Below are 25,126 nucleotides of genomic sequence, written 5' to 3'. Positions count from 1 at the left end.
ATGGCGTGGGGGCACTGTCTTGGCGGGTCCCCGCCAGTTTTTTGCGGCGCGCACCGGCAACCGCTAAGCTAGCGGCCCCCAGCACCACCGGTGCCTCGTTCCCTTCCTTCTCCACCGGAACACCAGTCCGTCGCATTCGCTTTTCCTCCCGGCGACTCGATGGCTGGTGCGCTCATGATGATGCACTCTCCACGCAAGCTCCGACGTTCATTGTCTCGCCGTGCCGCCTCGCGACAACCTTCTCAATCTCGACGCCGAATGCTGTACGAGGCCTTGGAAGCACGTCATTTATTGACGGCATCGATCGAAGGTTTGGTGTTCGGCGATACGAATCAAGATGGGATCCAGAACAACGCCGAAACGGGAATCGCCGGCATCACGGTCTATGCCGACCTGAACAGCAACGGCGCCAGAGACGGCGGCGAACCGTTCACGCAAACGACGGTCGATGACCCGGGAACCCCGGATGTGGACGAGCTTGGCCGCTACGTGATCGACAATCTCAGCGAGCAAACGCATCCGGTGACGATCGAGCTGTCGGCCAACACGCGGCAGACCGCGCCGCTTTCGCCGGCCACCGGATTGACCTTACGACTGTTTGAAGACGCGATTCGGCCGGTCCAAACCAGCGGTTCCAGCCCGTCGGACATTCAGGTCTCCATCGACGGGCAATTTGTGTTTGTCGGTTGGGACCAAGGGCGACGGATCACGACGTTTAGCCGGCGAGTCCAAGACGGCCAGTTGACATTTCAGTCGGAACTGCATGGCGATTCGTTGTATGGAATTCGTCGCAGCGTGGCCTCGCCGGACGGGACCTTTCTGTACGTTCCGGCGGAGTACTCCGATGCGATCAATGTTTTGCAAATTGATTCCTCCGGAACGTTGTCGGTCGTCCAGTCGATCACGATCAGCGAGGACGGCAACCTGGACCGCGTCAACGCGTTGGCGCTCGCGCCGGACGGGTCGCAGCTGCTGGCGACTTCGACCACAACGAAATCATTGTTGATCTACGACATTGATTCTGCCTCCGGTACGTTGACGTTGTCCCAGACCTTCAAAGAGGGCGTCGACGGAGTCACCGGGTTGAACTTTCCGGCTCAGCCACGGGTTTCCCCCGATGGAACCTTGGTCGCAGTTGCGACGCAAGCCAGCGGCAATCCATTGACGTTGCTGGACCGTGATCCGGTGACAGGAATCGTCACGGCCGGCGGGAACAGTTTGTCGGTGGGCTCCAACCGCGACGTCATTTTTTCCGACGATGGGCGATTCCTTTACGTCGCCGACTTCAACGGCCGTCTGTGGACGTTAACGCGGGATGAAACCAGCGGTGATGTGCAGGTCCAAGGATCAATCGATCTGGGCACGAAACGTTTGGACAAATTGGTGATGCGTCCCGACCAAGCGGGGATTTACGCGACGTCCAGCTACACCGATTCGTTGTTGGCGTTCGATCGTGACCCGGTCAGCGGTGCGGTGACATTCAACGCGACCCTCGACCCCGGCGATGTACCGGGAATCTCCGACGCCGAGGGCATCGCGATCAGCCCCGATGGCCAGCACCTTTATCTGGCGTCCCAGCGAAGCAACCGGATTCAAACGTTCTGGACCGGCGCAGCGGGGCAAGTCGCGGTGGCGAACGTGGCCGCCACGGTCAGCGGGCAAACGGTCACGGACATCAACTTTGCCGTCAGCGACGCTTCGCCGCGGGTGACGGAATTTTCAACGACGTCGGTCAGCCCTGAATCTGCGGATTCTGTCGCGTTCACGGTGGTGTTTGACGAGGCCGTGACGGGCGTCGATGTCAGTGATTTTCAGCTTTTTGACAGCGGCTTGTCCCAAGCGGCGATCACGTCGCTCAGCGGCGGGCCGACCGACTACACGGTCACGGTGTCCACGCCGAGCTACGCCGGCAACGTGCAACTGCAATTGGTCGACGACGACACCATCGTTGATGTGGACTCAGTCCCACTGGGCGGCAGCGGCACGGGGGCGGTGGCGGCTCGAACGGCACCGCTTCAGGTCGACTCGCTGCCGCCGCAGGTCGTCGCCATTGCCTCGGCGTCCGACGTGACGCCGATGGCTCGCGAGCTGTCGTTCTACGTGACGTTCGATGAATCCGTCAGCGGGGTCGATGTCGGCGACTTTCAATCCATCGACGGTGGCGGGGCGGTGGCAACCGTGGATGCCGTGGTCGCAACGGGTGATACGAGTGTCTATCGGGTCGATGTCAGCGTTAGCGGTTCGGCGGGAAGCATTGCGCTCCGGTTGGTCGATGACGACACCATCATTGACGTGGCCGCCAATCCGCTCGGTGATGTCGGCACCGCCGGCGGTGCATCCGGTGACGGATCGTTCCAATCATCCGCAGTCGTGATCGACGACGCCCGGATCGTCGGACGTGTTCGGGGGGACGACAACGGCGATGGCTTATTCGATTCCGACGAGTTCGGCCAAGCCGGCATCACGGTCTACGCCGACACCAATCTGAATGGAATGCTGGACGCAGGCGAACCTTCGGCGGTCACCCAGAGCGATGATCCTGGGACAAGTGGCATTGATGAATCCGGGATCTACGAATTGACCAGCCTTACCGCGGGGACGACGTATTCATTGCGTATCGATTCGTCGCAACATCGTCAAACCACACCTGTTTCATACACCGTTGACGATGGGACGCTGACGTTTGCGGATTCTGTTTTCGGGGGCGTCAGCACGTCGGATTCCCTGTATAGCGTTGACGGCATCACGGTGACCAATGACGGAAAGCAGCTTTATGCGATCTCGCCGTTTGGCAACAAGGTCAGCCTGCTCACGCGCGAATCGGTCAGTGATCCGTTCATTTATGAAACTTCGTGGTCGGACGTCACGCCAGGGTTTTCGGGGCTGGCAAGTCCCACCTTATTGATCTTCCGTCCCGATGAACGGTTTGGGTACCTGTTGGCGGGCAATACGATCTATGTGGTCCAACGTGACAGTCTCAGTGGTGAGCTGAGTGTCACCAGCACGGTCGACGGTGCGACCAGTGACGACAGCACCTTTCACCGTATTTTTTCTGCATCGATCAGCCCCGACGGTCAGTATCTCTACACCGCCGGTGTTTATAGCGACACGCTTTCGGTGTATCGAATCGACGCGACGACGGGGGCGTTAGAGCCGATCCAAGAACTGCGTCAGGGAGTCGACGGCGTCCAAGCCTTGGACTATCCCGACAGAGTTCAGGTCTCGCCAGACGGGGCGCATGTCTTTGTCCATTCATTCTTCAAAGCGGCGATGACCATCTATTCGGTCACGCCGGGAAGCGGCCGCCTGGTCGAGTCCAAGGTTTTCGCGTCGGTCCCCTCCGCATTCGACATCGCCTTTTCACCGGACGGAAATTTCGCCTACTCCACCAGCCAGTCCTCCACATCCGACAAGATTCGAGTGTTCCACTTGGACGCCGGCCAATGGATTCAACTGCCCGGCACCAGCGTCGGATTGAACAACCCGCGTGATCTGGATATCAGCGCGGACGGACGTTTTGTGTACGCGGCCGACGCGACGGCGGACTCGGTCGTCGTCTTCTCGCGTGACACCCAATCCGGCGCTCTGACGCTGTTGCAAACGCTCAACGACGTTTCACCACACGATTCATTGAACGGTGTGGAGTTCATCAAGTTGTCGCCGGACGGACGGGAATTGTTTGCCGCTTCGTCACAGGATCACAGCTTGACACGGTTTACGCGGCTCAGTGGCGCCGTGACCGAACAACCGCACGTGATCACGACGCCCCATCGCGAAACCAGCGGAGTGGACTTCGGAATCCGCAGTTTATTTCCTTCGGTCACGGAATTGATTGCGGCCGCCGCCGGAGCGACGTCGGAACCGACGCTGACGTTCACGGCGACGTTTGACGAAGCGGTCAGCGGAGTGGGGCCCGACGATTTTGTGATCGAGTCGACGGGAATCAGCGGCGCGGCGATCATCGAGGTGACCGGAGGACCGACACAGTACAACGTGCTGGTGGACACAGGCAGTGGTGACGGAACGCTGCAATTGCGACTGGTCGATGATGACAGCATCGTCAACGCCGCGCAGTACCCGCTCGGCGGCGTCGGTGCGGACAACGGCGGCGTTCTCTCTGACCCGATTGCGATTCAAAAGTCGGGATCGATCGAGGGCCGGTTGGTACTTGACGTTGACGAAGACGGTTATGCGGACCTGGGCGAAGTCGGGCTTGCAGGAGCGACCATTTTTGTTGACACCAATGCTGACGGTGTGCTTGATCCCGGCGAGCCGTTTGCAGTGTCGATCGCCGATGATCCGGCGACGACCGGTGTCGACGAAGCGGGGACCTATCGTATCCAGGGTGTCGCCCCCGGGGACGCCGTGATCGTTGTGATCCCGCCGGCCGGCTTAGAACTGTCCAATCCGGCGACGCGTGCAGCACCGATCGGAAACACGTTCTTTGTCCGATCGATCAAAGATGGATCGTCCGGGGCGAACTACTTGGATGAAGCCGCCGGGGTGACGACCAGCCCGGACGGCAACTATTTGTACGTCGCGTCCTACAACGATGACTCGGTCACGGTGTTCTCTCGAAACGCCGCGACGGGACAACTGACCGTCGTCCAACAGGTCGTCGACAACGTCGGTGGCGTCTCGGGGCTGTGGGGCGCGCAGTCGATCGCGATCACCCAAGACGGCGAAAACCTGTATGTCGCTTCGGCGCTGGACGATGCCTTGGTGATGTTCGACCGCGATCCGTTGACCGGGCAGTTGACCTTCCTGGGGAAACTGACCGACGGGATCGGCGGCGTTGACGGGTTGAACGAGGCCGTGGGGGTCCAAGTGAGCGACGACGGAAACCACCTGTACGTGGCAGCGTTCACCGATGGCTCGGTCACGTTATTCACGCGCGATCCATCCACGGGGCTGGTTTCTTACACCCAGAAATACGTCGGCAATACCAGCGGCGCGTTTGCCGCCGAGTTCAGTCCCGACCAGCGACACGTTTATGTTTCCGCAGCGAACAGTTCAGCAATCACCGTTTACGATCGCGACGCATCGAGCGGATTGCTGACGTTGAAACAGACCATCCGCCAATCGGACGTCGGCGTCGACGGACTCTCCGGCGTTTCCGGCATGTCGGTCAGCCCCGACGGCAAGAACGTCTACGCGGCGGGGCATTTCAGCGACAAGATCGCCGTGTTTGATCGCGACACCACAACCGGTTTGTTGTCGTTCCTTCACACGACTGCCGATCCCAATGGCACGTCGTCCGCTCGTCCGATTTCCGTGTTGGCCAGTCCAGACGGTCATCAAGTCGTGGTGATGTATGAATTGTACGATGCGATTCAAATCTACGATCGCGATCCGTCGACAGGGCAATTGACATTGTCGCAGCAGTTTCGCGACGGCTTTGGCGGCGTGGACGGCCTGAACGGCGCCTGGGACGCCGAGTTTTCTAACGATGGTCGGTTCCTGCATGTGGTCGGTGCCTACGACGACGCCGTCGTTGTTTTTCATCGCAACGCCGGCCCCTGGGTTGCGACGACGACCGAGACGGCCGTGTCGACCGGGACGACGACCCATCTGCCCGCATTCGCGGCGTTCAACGTCGCCCCACAAGGGATCGCGATCGATTACGACGGTTCCAGTCCGGTCACATCCGACACGATCGACGTCGAGATCAGCTTCAGTGAACCGGTGGTCGGGTTTGACGCCGACGACTTGCAACTGGGCGGTTCGCTGACCTCGGCAACCGTGACCGATGTCGCCGGATCGGGCAGCAATTACACCGCGACGATCTCCCTCGGTGCCGAACAGGGCACGCTGGTCGTGACGGTCGTCGATGACGGATCGATTGACGACGCCTATGGCCTTGACCTGGGCGGCCCCGCCAACGGGGACGGCACGTTTTCTTCAGCCGTGATCGATGTTGATTTGCTCGCCCCGGTCGTCACCTCGATCGAAAACGTCTTCAACGCTGCGACATCGATCCGCCGACTGGAGTTTGAGGTAACGTTCAGCGAGCCCGTCACGCAAGTCGACGCGAGTGATTTCCAGGTGGTTGCCAATGGATTGTCAGATGTCGCGATCGAGTCGGTGACCGGTGCGGACGATCGTTACACCGTTGTCGTCACCAACACCGCCGGCACGGGGACACTGGCGCTGAATCTGATCGACGATGACACCATCGTGGACGTGGTCGCCTTGCCGCTGGGCGGGACAGGGTTGGGCAACGGAGACTTTGCGGGGGCGGCCCAGCAGGTCGAACCGGCCCAACTGACCGGACGCATCTTTCACGATCTGGACGACGACGGATACGGGGACGCCGCCGAACCGGGAATCGCAGGCATCACGGTCTATCTGGACGAAAACAACAACGGCATTCGCGACGCCGGCGAACCGGTTGCAGTGACGGCCGACGACGATCCGGGAACGCTCGGTGTCGATGAGTCGGGAACGTACTCGATCACGACCGAGCAAACCGGAGCGGCGACGCTGGCGATCGATCTCGCCTCTTCCCAGTACCAGCAAACCTCGCCCCGGCAATTCGGCGGCGGCACGGGATTCCTGACGCATCAGCAAACGATCACCACCGACCCGCTGGCGGTGACAGTGTTCGGCAATTACGGCGTCGAAGTCTCTCCCGACGGCAATTTCGTCGTGCTGCAGGTGACCGATGGCGGGGGCGGCATCGCGGTGTTTCGCCAGCATCCCGGCGGAACGCTGGAATCGTTGCACTGGTATCCGGCTGGCAGTCTGACCGATTTTGGTGATCCGCAATCGCCGACGTTTTCGCCCACCGGCGAGTTTCTGTTTCTCTATTCCAAGCAGAGCAAGCAGGTTCAGACCTATGGATTTGACTTGAGCGACGGCTCGCTCACACAGCTCCAAAGTCTAGATCTGTCAGCGGCAATCCCCGGCAATTTCGTTTCGCTGGATCTGCAGATCAGTCCCGACGGGAAAAACCTGTATGCAACGTCCTATTCCGAAAGCACACTTCGGGTCTTCGGCGTCGATTCGGCTACGGGTGCGGTCACGCTGTTGCAAACCTTCCATGATTGGGCCGAAACACCGAGGTTGCAAAACGCATCGGGACTGACGATTTCCCCGGACGGCCGGCACGTCTATGTCGGCAGTTTTGCCGAGTACTACATCAACGCGTTTGATCGTGACCCGGCCGACGGCACGCTGACCAAGATCCAAGAATTGCCCGATGTGCGTCGTCCGTCGCGATTGCTCAGTTCACCCGACGGCGAGTTCATTGTCGTCAGTGCTTGGGACACGTTCACCGGCCAAGACTTGATCACGTTGCGGCGTGATCCGGAAACGGGGTTATTGAGCGTTCATTCACGACGCGTGATGCCGGCGACACCCTCGGGAGCGTCGCTGTCGCCGGACGGGACGTCGCTGCACTATGCCGACGACGATTACGCGGATTTGAACACCCTGACCCGGGACCCGGCGACCGGTGCGTTCACGGCGTTGGATGTATTGACCGACGATGTCGACGTGCCGGGGATGCGTGGTGTGGACGACACCGCCGTCAGCCCCGACGGCAAGTACCTGTACGCGGTCAACGGGTTTGAACGCAATCTGCATCGGTTCACCCGCGACCAGGGGACTCGCAGCATCATCCCCCACCTGACGTCGCTTGGATTTGGTGCCCAGGGCACAACCTTCAACTTCGGAATCTTCAACCCGCCGCCGACGTTGGTGTCGGCGACTTCAAATCGCGATGACCCGACCACAGAATTCTCGGCGACGATCACCATCGAATTCAATGAACCGGTGACCGGATTCGATTCCGACGACTTGGCGTTCACCGCCGCGACGTTGGCGGAGTTCCCGACGGCCATGATCGGACCGGTCAGTGGCGGACCATCGACGTACACGGTCAGCTTGAACGGATTGGCGGGATCGGGTCTGGTCGAATTGATTCTCAATGACGACGACACGGTGGTCGACTCCCTCGGGGCGCCTTTCGGCGGAACCGGGACGGAAGCCCTGGGCTTGATTTCATTTGCCGTCGACAACGTCGCGCCGTCGGTGCAAGGCTGGTTACCAAGTGCGGGGACCACGACAACCGAAGCGACGCTCGCGTTTACGGTGACCTTTGACGAACCCGTCCAGGGAGTCGGGGTCGATGACTTTCAGTTGGCCGCCGTCGGGGTCACTGGGGCGTCAATCATCGATGTGACCGGGGCCGATGACACGTACACGATCAACGTCAACACCGGCAATGGCGACGGGACACTGACGGTGCAGTTGGTCGACGACGATTCGATCACTGACCTGCTCGCGCAACCGCTCGGCGGCCTAGGTGCGGGCAACGGCGATTCGGCTTCCAATCCGGTGACGATCACCAAGACGGGGACGATCGAAGGCACGCTGTGGCACGACTTCCACGAGAACGGCGTGCGAGACCAGGCCGAAGGAGGGGTCGTCGGGGTCACCGTTTATCTGGATCTCAATGGCAACGGCCAATTTGATGCCGCGACCGAGCCGAGCGTGGTCACCGATGCCGACGATCCGGGCACGCTGCAGTACGACGAAGCCGGACGCTATCAATTCTTCAACGTGGATCCGGGAGAGTATTCCGTGCGTGTCGACTCGGCCGTCTGGAGTGCGTCGGTCGAAACCGATTGGGAAAGCGTGACGTCCAGCACTTACACCGACCAAGGGAACTTCGGCGCTGACAACAAGTCGCTGCGTCTAAGTCCCGACGGACGACACCTGTACGTGTTTGACCACCTGACCGACGCGATCGTGGTCTTGGCCATGCCACAGTCCGCGACGGAATCCTTGACCGAGGTCCAGGTTCTGGCCGATCAATTTGTCGACGCCAGCAACGCCGCCGGTGACATCGCGTTCACACCCGACGGCGCGTTCATGTATGTCTCCGAAGACCAGACCGAACGTGTCGCTGTGTATGCGCGAAATACCAGCGACGGGACGTTGGTGCGAAAGCAATTGATCTACGTTCCTGACATCGGACCGTATGCCCTGGAGGTCTCGCCCGACGGCAAACATCTGTACGTCGGCGGAGGCTACGTCGCACCGTACGCGATCGACCCTGTCGAAGGGACGCTGACCACGCTTGCCAACACCGGCACGCCGGCGCGTGTGCAGGACCTTGCCTTTAACAGTGACGGGACCAAGCTGTACGCCGTGGACTATGGCAACGTCCTGATGCGGGTCTACACCCGCGACCCCGCCACCGGCGGAATCACACAGATTCAGGCAACCGGTTCACAGACCACGCCCAACTTGTATAGCAACTGGTCGGTCGAAATCGCCGACAACGACCGTGACGTCTATGTCGCCGCACCGCTGAATGATTTGGTTTGGCATTTTCACGCAGCCGCCGACGGGACGCTGTCGTACTTCAGCAAACTGGATCTCGATCACGATGGGGTTCGAGATCTGCCGATGGACCTGCAATTGAGTCCGGACGAAGACATTTTGTTTGCGGCCTTGGGGTTAGACAACGCGATTCAAGTTCTGTACCGAACGCCCGACGGCAGTTTGGTCGAGGGGCCGATCTACGGCACCAAGGACCCCTCGATCACGAACATCTATCAGAACACGTCCTCCTTGATGGCGGTTTCTGACACAGGCGACGCGGTGGTCCGCGTGAACAATCGCTCCCAATCCATCGAACTCTATCGCGCCGATCGGACGGATGCAGCCACGGTCACCGTGGTCTCTGCAGCAGTCGCCGCTGCCGACCTGGGCGTCACCACCCCGGCACCGGAAGTGGTTTCGGTGACGACGTCGGCGACGAGTCCTTGGACGGGAGATTCACTGCAATACGAGGTCAGCTTCAACGAAGGCGTCACCGGTGTCGACACCAGCGACTTTCAAATCGTCTCGTCCTCGATCAGTGGTGCGACGATCGGCGCGGTGACAGGAAGTGGAACGACCTACACCGTCACGGTCGACTTGAGCGCGGCCTACGGGCAAGGCGATCTGTCGATCGAGTTGATCGATGACGACTCGATCAGAAACGATCTTGACGTGCCGCTGCTGGGATACGGCGTTGGTTCGGCGACGGTCTCGCCGACGATCACGATCGAGTTGCCTGCGCCGACGTTGAATTCATTGGTGTTCACAAACGGCACGGCAAGCGAGATGCAGTTCACTGCGACGTTCAGCCAAAGTGTTTCGGGCGTCGACATTTCCGACTTTGATTTGGAATTCGTTTCCGGCAATCTTGCGGGACTTTCTCTGGCTGCGGTTGCCGATGGACCGACCGTCTATTCCGTGACCGTGGATCTTTCTTCGGCGACGGGGCAAGGCGAGTTTTACCTTTTCCTGAAGGACGACGACTCGATTATCAACGGACGATCGATTCCTTACGAAGGTGTCGGGGTTTCATCGACGACACCACGCTCGGACACGATCCAACTTGATTTCTCAAACCCATCGGTCACCACCATCACCGCCGATCCCTCGCCGCTGCTGGACAACTCCGACATCCGATTCGAAGTGACATTCTCCGAGTCGGTGTTTAACGTCGACGCCGCCGACTTCTCACTCCTCCAGTCGGGCGTTTCGGGGGCTTCGATCCTGTCCGTCACTGGACTCCCCGACGGCAGGACGTTCCAGGTTCTTGTTGATTCGGGATCTCTTGATGGGACGATGCAGTTGTTGCTGGTCGATAACGACACGATCAGCGACGGACTCGGCAATCCGCTCGGCGGACAGGGGCTCGGTAACGGCGACCAGGCCAGCGAGATCGTGACGGTCGAACGATTCCCGCGCCGCGTCTTGTCGGGGCATATCTTCTTCGATACCGATGGGGACGGTGTCCGTGATCCGGGGGAACGCGGAGTCGACGCGGCGGGCATCTATTTGGATTTGGACAATGACGGCCAACGTGACGGCAATGAACCGGTCGGCACGGCGAGCAGTGATGATCCGCAGACCCCTGGCGTGGACGAGGGGGGATTCTACCGCTTCGGCAGCCTGGAATTGGGGCAGTACATTTTGCGTGTCCGCCCCGATGTGCGTTGGATCGACGACATCAATAACTTTACGCCCGTGACACTGGAACTTTCGACGACCGAGGCCGTCGCCGATCTGGGTGTCACCGAAAACCTGGCGGCGATCAACGGGGTGGTCTTCGACGATTTGAATCAAGACGGGGTGTTGGACGCGGGCGAACCCGGATTGGCCGGATGGACGCTGTACATCGACGACAACGACAACGACCAACTGGACGCGGGAGAACGCACGACGGTGACGTCGGACGATGATCCGCAAACCCCCGAGAACGAAACCGGCCAGTATTCGTTCTCGCCACTCGAGTTTCAGTCACACCGGGTGCAACTGGTCAGCCGGCCCGAATTCTTTTCGACCTCGCCCACGTCGGCCGATCGTACGATCGCCGGCGGCACGTCGGTGGAGATCGCCAATTTTGGGACCACTGCGAATTTGACGCAAATCAGCGGGGCGGTGTTCGACGACACCGATGGCGATGGCATCCGCTCGGCCGGCGAAACGGGGCTGGCCGATTGGACGGTGTTCTTGGACGAAAACCAGAACGGCCAATGGGATACCGGCGAACCGACGATGCAAACCCTGGCCGATGATCCGGCGACGGCGTCGATCGATGAAGCGGGGATGTTCGAGTTCACGACGCTGCGTCTGGGAACGCATGTGGTTTATGCGTCTGAGCCCACGAACTACTTGAGCACCAGTCCGAACCCCGTCTCGGTCTCGTTTTCCGCCAGCACCGACACGGCGGACGTCAGTTTCGCATTGGTGGCCAATGACACAGCGCTTTCCGGTGTCGTTTTTGACGATGTCGATCGTGATGGCGTTCGGGATGCCGGAGAAGCCGGGGTGTCCGGTGCGCGGGTGTATTTGGACTTGAACGACAGCGGCAGTCGTGATGCGGATGAACCGTCTCGCTTCACCGCCGCCGATGGGCAATACGAGTTTCTGCATGTTGTCCCGGGAGACCACGTCGTACGCGCGGATTTGCCGCCGCTGCACGAAGCGACAAGCCCGGCGCACGATGTAACGGTGGCACTCAATCAGGTGATCACCGATTTGAATTTCGGCGCCCGCTATCTCGGCTACCAGATCACCGGCACGCAGTTTGATGACCTGAACGACAACGGCGTGCGCGACGCCGGCGAACCGCCGCTTAGCGGCGTCACCGTGTTTGCCGATTTGAATAACAACGGTTTTCCGGATTCCGGAGAGCCGCAGACGACGTCGGGATCGGGCGGCGATTACGTGTTGACCGGAACGCAACCGGGAACCTTCACGGTTCGCGCGCTATCGCCCGAACATTATCGCCCCAGCAACTCGTATCCGTCGCGTGATCGATTGTTCGGCATCTCCAATTTGCATTCGCAACTGCCCAGCCCCACCGGGCTCGTGCTCAGTGAATTCGATCCGGCCAACGGTGATGTGTTGGGCGAATTTGTCGTCAATCAGCCGGTCACGACCGAGACGGAACTGACGTTTGACGGACAGAATCTGGTCTTGGTCAATAGTGATTCTCACACGCTGACTCAACTGGCATTTGACGGAGCGGAAGTGCGAGGGTTCAGTTTGCCGAGGGCGTTGACTGGGGCACCGTACACGATCTTCAGCGTGTCGTCTCCTGTGTTGATCGGCGGGTTCTTGTTTGTCGTTGCCGGCCAGACGACGGACGACATGGAATTGTGGCGAACGGATTTGCACCCCGACGGCCTGGGGGCCAACTACGCTTCGGCTGGCGACTGGGAACTTGTCGGACCGATCACGTTGGCAACACCGGGATCCGCGGTCTCGCTGCGACCTGCCAGCACGACGTCCACCGACGGTCGGTCCATCGTCGTCGGCACCACGTCCAGTGACCCCGGCAGCGGTGCCTGGCTGCAGATCGATCCGTTCACGCAAACGGCCGACTGGGTCAGCGATTTCAATACCGAAGACGACGAACGCGGCATGGCGCGCATCGGTGACGAGGTCTTTGTCGCCTACCCGGACTTTTTCGCGCCCGATCAGGGGGAAATCCAGGTTTACGATGGTTCCGGTACGTTCCGCCGCGTCTTGTTCGGGTTTCCGTCCCAGCAAGGCCTTGCCGGCGGCGTGTATCGTGACAACGGCGTGGTCGTCACGCTGGCCGAGCGTGAGTCGGTCGCCGACGTCAACCATGCCCACCATGCCGAACTCGCCTCGATCAGCGGCAACATTTCCAAAGACCTGGACGTCAATGGAACGATCGATGCCGGCGAGCCCGCCCACCAGGGCGTCACGGTCTATGTCGACTTGAACCAAAACCGCCAATTTGATGTTAGCGAACCCTCCGCGATCACGGATGCAGGCGGCGACTACACGATCTCAGGATTGATTCCCGATCAGTACACGGTGAGGCAAGTTTCCCCGGCAGACCATGACGGGTTCGCAGTCGCCGATCCGATCTCCCGGCTGTTCACACAGGCGACCGATGCCGGCGTGTCGACGATCTATGAAATCGATGTCGAATCCGGCTCGGTGTTGAATCAATTCCCATCACCCGGCGCCGTCGAAGCCCATGCCGGCATGACGATCTATGACGGCGATCTGTATCTGGCCAAGTCGAATCAATTGTTCCGAATCGACCCGGACAGCGGTGAAGTCTTGGAGACGATTCCGACCACGCCGGGCCTGAAAGACGCGATCGAAATCCGTGACGGCGTCGCCTACATGACACAACTGGGCGGCGTCGGGATCGAGCAGTTTGATCTCGTGCGCCGACACCTGATCGCACAGCTTGACATTCACGCGATCAACAATCTGCACGGACTGGGGTATGTGATTTCGACCCAGGGTGCCGCGGTCGATCGTGAAAGCTTTGTCGTCAACATGCGTTCGGGAACCTACAACGTCGACTTCCGCACCGGGCTGATCATCCCGCACGCGCCGACGCACGGTTTCCCTTGGAATGCGTATCTGGCCGCTGCCGCAGGCGAATCGTTCGACTACGCCACGTATGGCACGTCACTGCGAACGATCGCGACGACGTCCACCGCCGCTTACAACATCCCCGGGGCGGTGACCTACCGCAACATTTATTCCGCGATCCCGGGAACGGTCAGCGACTACGGGGCCGACGTCGATCTGCCCGCCGAGCACACGGTCTGGGCCACGCAAGGTGAATCGGTCACCGGCGTCGATTTCGGCAACCAACCCGCGGCGGGTACGATCAGCGGTGTTCAATTCGAAGATGACAATGGCAATGGCATCCGCGACGCCGGCGAAACCCCCTTGGACGGCGTCACCGTGTTCATCGATCAAAACGCCAACGGGTTTGCCGATCCCGGAGAGCCGCAAACGGTCAGCGCCGCCGACGGGACGTACCTGTTTGCCGGCGTCCCACTTGGGCGACACCTGATTCGCGCCGAGTCCCCCGAACTTTATCGGCCGACCAACACCAGTGGCGTCAGCGATCGGCTGTTCGGCGTGACCGTTGTCAGCAATGCGGAAAGCCCCACCGGCAACTACCTGCAAATCCGCGAAATCAATCCGATCACCGGAGATCGAATCCGCACCACCGACACAACCATCCCAATGACCGTCGCTCAAACCGCCGCGTTCGACGGAAAACGGTTGATTGTGGTCGACAACAATCTGGATCGGTTGTTCGAAGTGGGGCTCGATGGAACGCTGCTCGACCAAACGCCGCTTCCCGGACTCAATGGGTCCACCGTCTTTTCACAGGGGCCGGTGGTGATCGACGGCACGATCTACTTGATGACCGTCGGCGGTTCGATGCCGATGCAATTGATTCGTTACGATGCCGAGGCGAACACGTTCTACGGCGCGATGCCGATCTCGCGCTACATCGATCCGGCCAACGAGCTGAACGGATTGCCACAGTTTTCGCTTTCGCTGAGCGAATCGCCCGACGGTCGATCGATTCTTGCGTTCTCCTACGTCGATTCACGCGTCTTTGTGATCGATCCGCAAACCGCTCGAATGACGACTGTGATCAACTTGCCGCGGACCGATGACGGCGATTGGAGTGCGGGGACTGTCGGCGGCGAGTTGTTCGTGCGGTCCTCGAGCATCCAAGGCGCCGTGGATGTTTACGACAGCCAGTACAACCTAGTCCGCACCCTCGCCAATCCCGGGGCATCGGGAATGGGTGGCGGTGAGTATGTGGACACGGGGATCGTCGCGGCGGTCACCTCCACCGGTGCCACGTCGGGGATCGATTTGGGGCACCAGTCTGACGCGACGGTGATCTCTGGGACGGTGCGGGATGACTGGAACCAGAACCGCGCCGTCGATGGCGGCGAGCCGACTTCTGTCGGCGTCCGCGTCTACCTGGACTCCAATCGCAACGGCCGATTTGACAGCGGTGAACACGAAACGCTGACCGATGCCAGCGGGGCATATGCGTTCACGGGGCTTCCGCCGGGCGATTACACGGTGCGCGTGGATCAACCGATCAGTTTAAAAGTGCTGACTGACACCGATGGCGTGGAATTGTTCACCCTGGAAGTCGCCCAAGGTGTTTCGACGATTCGCAAGTATGATCCGATCACCGGTCAGTTGCTGCGCCAGTTCCCCGCTCCCGGCGCGAGCACGACGTTCGCCGGATTGGCGCTCGACGATTCAGGATTGTTCTATTCCGCCGACTCGACGCTTTGGAAGCTGGATCCCGATGACGGAACCATCCTCGATTCGCTTTCGTTGCCGAGCGGTGAGTACGGCGGTCTGGCGGTGATCGACGAGATCGTTTACGCGGTCGAGGCCAGAAATGAGACGCTTTACAAGATCGATGTGTCGACCTTACAAGTGATCGAATCGATTGAGACCAACAGTGTCAATCAGGGGCCACGTGCCTTTTTGCTTCAAGACAATCTGGGAGAATCCGCCGACGGGACGAACCTATTGACGCGTCTTGATAACGGTGACGGCACCCTTCTCATCCACCCCGAGACGGCGGTTTTCATCGACTACCTTCCGACCAACCAGGGGACGGTGGGGCTTTCTGGAGTCGGGGGCGAAATCTTCCGGGCATCCAACGATCAGATCCGTGTTGAATCATATTGGGAAGGCTTGATTCGTGACCTTGAAACGGTCCAGTCGCCTTACGGCATCGGCGCCGCGTTGGTCCCTTCCAGCGAGTACACTGTCCGCGCGGCGCCGGGCGTCGACCATCCGGGACTGGATTTCTTTCAGCAGGTCGAAGTAACATCGATCCAAGGCGTTCTGTGGGATGACCTCAATGCCGACGGCGTGATGGATCCCGCCGAGAATCGACTCGCCGGTCGGACCGTGTTCTTGGACGACAATCACAACGGTGTGCTGGACAGCGACGAGCCCTTCGTTGTGACCATGGCCGATGATCCGGCAACGACGGGAATCGACGAAACGGGCCGCTACCGGTTCGGCGACCTGGTGCCCGGGGCTTATGACGTTACCCAGGTGTTGCCGGAAGGCTGGCGACCGACGTTCCCGTTCGCCGACGCGTTTGACGTCGGCCATCTGGTCGCCAATGGATATGTTGCCGGCGTGAATTCCGGAACGAATCCGTACTACGATTCTTCGATCAGCGACGATGGTGCGTTCATCGCTTTTTCGACCGACAACGCACTGCTGCCCGAGGACACTCATCCCGGCTCGGACATCTATGTAATCGACAGCTCGACCGGTCAGTTGGAAATGATCACGGTTTCCAGTGAGGAGGTGGTCGGCAACGCGAGGAGCTTGCATCCGCTGATCAGTGCCGACGGACGTTTCGTTGTGTTCTGGTCCTATGCGACCAACTTTGTCGCCAATGACAACAACAACACGCAAGACATTTTCGTCCGCGACCGACTCCTTGGCACCACGACGCTGGTCAGCGCCGCCGATCCGAACCTTGCGACGGGAAGTTCGACCGGCAACAGCTATAGTTACAGCCCGGGATTCAGCGACGACGGCCGCTACGTCACCTTTTGGTCGGACGCAACCGATCTGGTGCCCGGCGATACCAACGGCGTGTTTGACCTGTTTCTCCGTGACCTTCAATTGGGGACGACCGAGCGAATCAATCTCGCCCCCGATGGAAGCCAAGCAATCGGCGGGAACACGCACAACAGTCACCCCAGCGCCGACGGTCGCTTCATCGCCTATTGGAGCTGGGCCGACAATCTCGTCGCCGACGATACCAACGGCGTCTCCGACGCGTTTGTCTTGGACCGACAGACCGGGATCACCGAACGCGTCAGCGTCACCGCCGCCGGTGTTCAAAGCGATGCCAATGTGCACAACGTCAGCATTTCCGATGACGGACGCTACGTCGTTTTCCACTCCGGTGCAACGACGCTAAGCAATGGCCCCGGTGTGGTCGGAACGCAAGTCTATTTGAAAGACCGATTGACCGGTGAATTGCGGATGATCGGCCGGGACCAGGATGGAATTGCTCCCAACCAATCCTCGGTCATGCCGCTGATCAGCGGCGATGGTCGATGGGTGGTCTTTAGTTCTTGGGCCAGCAACTTGGACGAAGACGACCCCGACGGCGGCAGCGATGCCTTCCTGTACGACGTCAACCGAGACACGGTGACACTGCTCAGCCGATCGCTCGCGGGCGGATCCGGCAATGGACGCAGCGACTGGGTGCGGATCTCCAACGACGGCTCGACCATCACATTCAACTCCGTGGCCGACAACCTGACATCCGCCCCACCGTCGGGCGGCAATCTCTATTCGGTCAACATCAACGACGTCACAAACGCGACGCTCGTGCAAACCGTTTCCGTCGCATCGGGACAGGCGGTTGCCGGAATTGATTTTGGCAGCATCTACGACCCGATCGCGCCGAGCGATATCGTGCTGTCCGGCACGTCGATCGTCGAGAATCTTGACACGTCGGCGTCCGACACGCCGATCGCGACGCTTTCGACCGTCGATTCCGACACACCCACCGGACACAGCTATGAACTGGTTTCCGGAATCGACGATGCGGACAACACGCGTTTCACCGTCGTCGGAAACCAGTTGCTGCTCAAACAGGGCGAGACCGTTGACTATGAGGCGCAAGACACGTACCGCGTTCGGTTGAAAGTCACCGATACGACCGGGATGACGTTTGAGAAAGCGGTGGTGTTGGACGTGGTCGATGCACTGGAGTTGTCGCCGATCGATCTCGACGAGGGATCAGCACAGCGGTCTTCATTGACGAGCCTGTCGATCGCCTTTGACGGCCAGGTCGACGTGGACCCCGGCGCATTTTCGATTCGCCACCGTGACAGCGATGGGATGGTCGATTTCGTCGTCTCGCTCGATCACAGCGGCGGTCAAACGACGGCGACGTTCACGTTTACCGGGGCGTACACCGAGACGGGAGGCTCGCTTGTCGACGGCAACTATCAATTGACGATCGACGGCGACAAGATCCGCTCTGCCGGCGGTGGCGCGAACTTCGATGCCGACGGGAACGGCACCCCCGGAGGTCTGTATCACTTCGGTGAAGAAGCTGCCGACCGTTTTTTCCGTCTGTTTGGTGACAGCGACGGAGACCGCGATGTCGACGGCCAAGACTATGGACGGTTCGGGATGTCGTTCTTGAAGCGCGAAGGGCAGCCCGGGTTCGATGACGCCTTCGACAGCGATGGTGACGGAGACGTTGACGGCCAAGATTACGCACGCTTTGGCCAACGCTTCCTGCGATCGCTGCCGTTTGAATGACGAGCCGTTTCAGCGGACGGTTGTTCGACGTCCTGTGGAACGGCGTCGCACACGGAACGTTGATCGCCCTAGGCGGGACCGCCCCCGGGCGCTGTCCAGCGGGGCCAGCCGACTAACCGGAGGCGCGGTCGATGCGGTCCATGATGGCTCGGCCGATGCCGGTGCGATCGCACCGGTCGATCACAATCCACTCGCATGGCGTCGCGTCGGCTTGGCGGATCGCCGTGAACAGGTTCCGGGCGACTTCGTGCAGATCGCCCGTCTCGCTGAGCGATCGATACCAGCCGAAACTTGCCGCCTCGCTGCGAGGCAGTGGGGCGAAGCTGATTCGGGCGACCCGAGCCGGTTCGATTTCCTCGGGTTGCCAACTCCCGACGACCCGCAGCGGTTTGGTCGGTGAATAGTGCTTGGCCAACATGCCGGGTGCGGGCATCGCGGCAGGTGGATTGGTTGAAGGGGCGTCGGCGGCAGCCGTGTTCTTTTCGGTCACGCGTGCGGCGATGACCGCGCCAAAGGCGGCTTGCAGTTGTTCGACCGAGATGCTTCCCGGGCGGAGCAGTTCTACCCCGTCGCTTTGCAGGCGGATGATCGTCGACTCCAGTCCACACTGGCACTCCCCGCCGTCCAGGATCATCGCGACTTTGTCGCCGAGCCCTTGCCGGACATGTTCGGCCGAAGTCGGGCTGACGTAGTTGGACGGGTTGGCACTGGGCGCGGCGATGGGAAAGTCGCACGCGGCCAATAGGGATCGCATCACCGGATGGCTGGGGACGCGGACGGCCACGGTCGGCGCCCCGGCGGTGACTTCATCGACCACGTCGCCCGAGCGGGGAACCACGACGGTCAACGGACCGGGCCAGAACGTCGCGGCGCGCTGCCACTGGTCGGCCAGCCACTCGGGATCGTCGACGCGGACCCAGCGGCGGGCCGCCAGAGCCGATTCGACGTGCATGATCAGCGGGTTGTTCGCCGGCCGACCTTTGGCCTGAAAGATCTTTCGAACCGCAGCGGGATTGGTGGCATCGGCGGCCAAGCCGTAAACGGTTTCGGTGGGCACGCCGACCAGTTGTCCGTCGGCGAGCAGTTTGGCGGCTTCAGCGATCGAAGCGGCCGAGGCGGATTTGATCTTGGAATCGGCCACGGGACGCTCAGCCGATCAGATCGCGTTGCATGGTCGTCAGTTCGGCGATCCCCTTTCGGGCCATCGCCAGCATGGAGGCCAGTTGGTCGTCGTCGAAGGTGGCTTCTTCGCCGGTGCCTTGGATTTCGACGAACTTGCCGCTGCCGGTCATGACCACGTTCATGTCGACGTCGGCGGCGAAATCGAGTTCGTAGTCGAGATCCAGTTTGACGGTGTCCTTGATGACACCGACGCTGATTGCGGCGATGGAGTCGCGGAGCGGGCCTTGGCCGATCTTCGCGTCGGGCAATTCATTCATCACCGCTTTGGCCAGCGCGATGAACCCGCCGGTGATCGACGCGGTCCGCGTTCCGCCGTCGGCTTGCAAAACGTCACAATCGACGACGATGGAGCGTTCGCCGAGTGCTTTCAGATCCACGACGGCGCGCAACGAGCGGCCGATCAAACGCTGGATCTCTGTCGTCCGTCCGTCGACCTTGCTGCGTTCACGTCGCTTCCGCGGCACGGTGCTGCCGGGCAACATGTTGTACTCCGCGGTGACCCAGCCCTTGCCCTTGCCTTCCATCCACGGCGGAACACTCGGTTCCACCGAAGCGGTGCACAGGACGATCGTGTTGCCGGATTTGTAGAGGACGTTGGCGGGATGATGGGCGAGGTAGCCGAGTTGGATCTCGACCGGACGGAGTTGATCGTCGGGACGCATGAAGGGGCTGTGTGGGGTAATTTGTGTGAGATTAGCAGCAGATTCGCGGGAGCGTCCGGGCACTTCCGCTGAATTCTTGGGGCGAATGAAGCAGTTTAAAGTTGCTTGCTCGCAAACGTTGATGAAGCAAGCCGGCTCAAGGTTAGCAGACTCTCATCCGTGGTCATCAAGCGTAACACGGTTGTCGCTTTCGATGGACATTGCTACATCCTTGAAGCCACTTCTGCAAGCCTTCACAGCCGCAATCATTGATTGCCGATCCGCTTCTCTGTGGAGGGGATTCGATAACCCCATTGCATTGCAATCTTATCAGAAAACAGGATAATTCGAGGATCACTGATCGCCGGGCCGGGGATAAGACGGCCGATAACCCCCCCGGCCTACGAGACCGGGTAATGAACAAGTTCTGCCATGTAAAAAATCGTACTCGTACTCGTACTCAGGGCGCAGGCCGGTACTCGTCCTCCTACTCGAATCGGGGCACCAATGACCGAACCAATCTTCGACCACGATCGATTGGACGTTTATCGCCTTTCGATTGAATACGTTGCTTCATCGTTCGCCGCCGCCAAGGATTTGAACGGCTGTCATCGTCATGCTCGCGATCAATGGCTTCGCGCGGCACAATCGATTCCGCTGAATATCGCCGAGGGCAATGGCAAACGCAGCCTAAAAGATCGAAGCCGCTTTCTTGATATCGCTCGCGGTTCGGCGCTAGAGTGTGTTGCGGTTCAAGACGTTCTTGCTGCGACCGACGGACTGGGCGATGATCGACACGGTGAACTTAGACGAACGCTCCACCGGATCGTTTCAATGTTAACTCGTCTCATTGCACGCTCGGATACTGTGGGCGAGCCAGCTGTCAAGCACACTGCGGGAGTCGAGTACGAGTACCGCGATGCTGAGTACGAGTACAAGTACGACGAAGGCAGGAAGCCAGAACCAGGCCGTCCACCTGAGGACGGCTTGCGCGGTTTTACAAATGGAAAATCAATCGTTCGTCCTGGGTGACGGCCGCCGTACGAATGATGCGATGCACGACTGCTTGAAAGTCTTTACAACGAGCACGCTGATATTGGCACTTCAATCCGCGGTTGCAGCCGAATCATCGGGTGATGCACTTCCGTCGCCGGGATTTTGGCGCATCACTGAGTCCCAGTCGAGCGTTCGCGTTCAAGGGAAAGTCAGGAAAAACGATCCGCACTGGCGTTATATTCTCATCACCGAGAAGTCCATCATCACCTTCTACAAGGCAGGGGATCCTTGGTGGCATGCGACTACGGCCCACGTCAAGTGTGCTAAGAGCACAGCAGAGGGGTGGATCGTAGAAACCGCAGATGCTCAAGGAGTTCAGCAAACGTGGACGCTGCAGTTGGGCGACAATGCAACGTCGATCAAGTTGAGACGAACGTGGTCACAAAACGAAATGGAATTCGAATCCGAGCGTCGCTTGGAACGCGTGTCTGCGCGTTCTGAGACGGAGTTTATGGATAGGTTTATCGAAAATTGCCGGTTCCTGGCTGACGAGGAAGGCAAGAGAATCGTCCAACGCTACAACCGTCGGGCACAGAGGGCCCCCTAATCCCAGCCGTTGACGCTGCTGGCCGAATCATGAAGCCAGGGACTTCGTTGTTGGTCAGTGACGCGCGGAGGACGTCCGCTCACGTGAGGTGAGTGATTGGAGGGTTCGTTTCCGATGAGCTCTTGCCGTCAACGGACGTGTTTGCTGATCCAATCGCGGCCGAGCAGCCAGACCAACAAACCTTTTTGGGCGTGCATCCGGTTTCCGGCCTGACGGACGATGTCGCTTTGTTCCCCGTCGATCACCTCGTCGGTGATCTCCTCGCCGCGGACGGCCGGCAAGCAGTGCAACACACGGGCCGTCGACGGGGCGGCGTCGAGCAACGTCTTGTTCAACTGGAACGCCTTGAACGCCTGGCGACGCGCGACCACCTCGGCTTCCTGCCCCATGCTGGTCCAAACGTCGGTGTAGATCGCATCGGCCGTTTTCACGGCGGCGGCGGGGTCATGCAGCGTTTCAATCTGGGCGTTCGGGTAGCTGGCATTGATCTTTGCCAACCAATCCGCATCCATCTCGTAGCCTTCGGGACAGGCCAATGTGAACCGCATGTCCAACATCGCACAGATCAGCGCCAGCGACTGTGACACGTTGTTGCCATCACCGACGAACACCAGATGTTTGCCGGCGTAGGACCCGAACGCCTCTTCGATCGTCAAGACGTCCGCCAATGCTTGGCAGGGATGACACAGATCGGTCAGCCCGTTGATGATCGGCATGGCGTCATAGCTGGCCAACAACTCGACCTGGGCGTGCTGCTTGGCGCGACACACGACGGCGTCGACGAATTGGCCGAGCACGTTGGTAAAGTCCGACGGTGACTCGCGTTTTCCCCAACCGACATCGGATCCGAGAAACAGACTCTCGCCGCCCAGCTGCGCCATTCCGGCCTCGAAACTGACTCGGGTGCGGAGACTCGGTTTTTCGAACAGCAGCGCGATGACCTGGTTTTTCAAGATGTTGGGACGATCACCGGCGGCCAACTTTTGTTTGACGACGCCGGCTGTCCTCAGAATCAGCTTCAAGTCTTCGGGGCTGATGTCGAACAGGGATAGGAAGTGTTGCATGAGAAGAACGGCTCACTTTCCAGCGTGATGAGAAACGTGCCAAGGCAAGACACGGTGAGTTACTTGTAGATTTCGGTACCGACGCCTTCGGAGGTGTAAATTTCCAACAGCAGCGAATGTCGCAATCGTCCGTCGACGATGTGGACCTTGCCGACGCCCCGGCCGAGCGTTTCCAAACACGCTTCGACTTTGGGAATCATACCCGAGGCGATGTGTCCGGAGTCGATCAGTGCGCGGGCTTCGGTTTCGCTGAGCGAGTGGATGATCGTGTCGGGATCATCCTTGTCCATGCGAACGCCGTTGACGTCGGAAAGGAAAACCAGTTTTTCGGCCCCGAGTGCCTGGGCGACCGCCATCGCCGCGGTGTCTGCGTTGACGTTGTAGCAACGCCCATCTTTGCCCTCGCAAAAACTGGGGATCACCGGGACCTGGTCGGTGTACAACAGCCCTTCGATGACGCTGCGGTCGACCTCGGTCACCCGGCCGACGTGCCCCAAGTCTTCGCCGCTGTCGAGTTTCAATTGTTCGCCGAACAACACGTTGGTGCTGTGCACCGACAGATTCATCGCCCGGCCGCCGAGCCGTTCGATCTCGTCGGTCAAAAATTGATTGACCTCACCGGCCAACACCCGCCGCACGACCTCCAACGTCGAATCATCGGTGTAACGGCGGCCGTGAATGAACTTCGGTTCGACGTTGGATTCGGCCAAGGCGCGGTTGATCGCTTTCCCCCCGCCGTGGACGACGACCGGTTTCATGCCCACCGTTTCCATGAAGATCACATCCAACAAGATGTGCATCAGGGCGTTTTCGTCATCCAGGACGCTGCCGCCCAGCTTGATCACGGTCGTCTTGCCGCGGAACTTGCGAATCCATCCCATCGCTTCGATGAGGGTATCTGCTTTGGCAATCGCTTCTTGCACGCGGGAGACTCCAGACCGTGGGAAGGTTAAACTGTGCATGTCGAAATGGGCGAAACGAAAAACGGACCATGCTAGGTGCCCGCCCGATGGGGGTCAATTGCGTGCCGGCCCGATGGCCCCAGGTATCCGGAAAGATCCGCGCCGCGGGCGACAATCCGGCCCCCTAGCCGAACAGCGAATGCATCCTACGGAGAAGAAATCTTGATGAAGAAAGCGAATGTCGTTGTCATCGGCGGGGGGCAAATGGGACGTGCCCTGGTCGGCGGAATGCTCTCCTCCGGCTTCGCTGCGGCCGAGCAAATGACGATCATCGACCCCAGCGGCCCGTGCCGGCAGTGGTGGGCCGAACAGCACCCGGACGTCGCCACGGGCGAGCAAATCGGTGACCACGCCGCCGGGGCAGACGTCTTTTTGCTGGCCGTCAAACCGTACCTGGTTCCCGACGTGGCTGCGGAATTCGCGAAATCGGTCGACCGGCCCAGGCTGGTCGTTTCGATCGCCGCCGGCGTCCCGCTGAAGACGCTTTGCGACCACGCCGGTCACCAGCGTGTCATCCGCGTGATGCCCAACACACCCAGTCTGGTCGGTGCCGGAGCGAGCGCGTTTTGCGCCGCGGCGGGCGTGACGGACGAGGATTGCCAGTGGATCCGGCAAGCGTTGGCGGGCGTCGGAACCGTCGCACAAGTGGCCGAAAACCAAATGGACGCGGTGACCGGATTGAGCGGTTCCGGGCCGGCGTACATCTGTCTGGTGATCGAAGCCCTGGCCGATGGCGGCGTGCTGGCCGGATTGCCCCGACCGCTGGCGATGACGCTGGCCGCCCAAACGGTCCTGGGCACCGCCAAGATGGTGATGGAAACCGGTCGCCACCCCGGCGAACTCAAGGACGCCGTCGCCAGCCCCGGCGGCACCACCATCGCCGCACTGAAAGTTCTCGAAGAAAAGGGGCTGCGGGCGGCGCTGATCAACGCGGTCGAAACCAGCGCCCGACGCAGCGGGGAGTTGGGTTAAATTAAGGTTTCTGGTTTCTGCCGCGTTCCGGCGACGTCGCCTGGGAACAGG

General features: G+C 60.2%; 8 protein-coding genes. 4 read left to right on the top strand and 4 right to left on the bottom strand.

The genetic code is table 11. The features are described 5' to 3' along the window. Positions 1-258: 258 nt before the first annotated feature. On the top strand, positions 259-18,651 hold the full coding sequence (locus tag H1B37_RS13690; protein ID WP_182867220.1) for a beta-propeller fold lactonase family protein: 18,393 nt from the start codon (positions 259-261) through the stop codon (positions 18,649-18,651). Positions 18,652-18,763: 112 nt separating this feature from the next. Here H1B37_RS13690 and H1B37_RS13685 read toward each other — a convergent pair whose 3' ends face one another. Next, a complete protein-coding gene (locus H1B37_RS13685; RefSeq protein WP_182867219.1) occupies positions 18,764-19,792 on the bottom strand; it encodes an L-threonylcarbamoyladenylate synthase in 1,029 nt (342 codons plus the stop codon). Positions 19,793-19,799: 7 nt separating this feature from the next. Next, positions 19,800-20,495, bottom strand: coding sequence for a ribonuclease PH (gene rph, locus H1B37_RS13680; RefSeq protein WP_182867218.1), 696 nt, complete (start codon positions 20,493-20,495; stop codon positions 19,800-19,802). A gap of 486 nt (positions 20,496-20,981) precedes the next feature. Here rph and H1B37_RS13675 point away from each other — a divergent pair, with 486 nt between their 5' ends. Further along, complete coding sequence (locus H1B37_RS13675; RefSeq protein WP_182867217.1) at positions 20,982-21,506, top strand: four helix bundle protein; 525 nt, start codon at positions 20,982-20,984, stop codon at positions 21,504-21,506. Beyond that, on the top strand, positions 21,478-22,077 hold the full coding sequence (locus tag H1B37_RS13670) for a hypothetical protein (protein ID WP_182867216.1): 600 nt from the start codon (positions 21,478-21,480) through the stop codon (positions 22,075-22,077). The genes H1B37_RS13675 and H1B37_RS13670 overlap by 29 nt, the downstream gene beginning before the upstream one ends. A gap of 128 nt (positions 22,078-22,205) precedes the next feature. Here the strand turns inward: H1B37_RS13670 and argF are convergent, their stop codons facing one another. Together argF and argB are read right to left on the bottom strand one after the other, a co-directional pair. Further along, complete coding sequence (argF, locus tag H1B37_RS13665; RefSeq protein ID WP_182867215.1) at positions 22,206-23,141, bottom strand: ornithine carbamoyltransferase; 936 nt, start codon at positions 23,139-23,141, stop codon at positions 22,206-22,208. Between the two features lie 59 nt (positions 23,142-23,200). Beyond that, positions 23,201-24,064 (bottom strand): acetylglutamate kinase, encoded by an 864-nt coding sequence (gene argB / locus H1B37_RS13660; RefSeq protein ID WP_182867214.1) that lies wholly within the window; start codon positions 24,062-24,064, stop codon positions 23,201-23,203. Positions 24,065-24,268: 204 nt separating this feature from the next. Between argB and proC the strand changes: the two genes are divergently transcribed. Next, positions 24,269-25,075, top strand: a complete 807-nt coding sequence (proC, locus tag H1B37_RS13655) for a pyrroline-5-carboxylate reductase (RefSeq protein WP_182867213.1) — start codon at positions 24,269-24,271, stop codon at positions 25,073-25,075. The last annotated feature ends 51 nt before the right edge of the window (positions 25,076-25,126 follow it).

The sequence above is a fragment of the Stieleria mannarensis genome (assembly GCF_014154935.1).
In the GTDB taxonomy this organism is placed as follows: Bacteria; Planctomycetota; Planctomycetia; order Pirellulales; family Pirellulaceae; genus Stieleria; species Stieleria mannarensis.
Note: the sequence above shows the minus strand (reverse complement) of the source record. Positions and strands in the feature narration are given on the sequence as shown.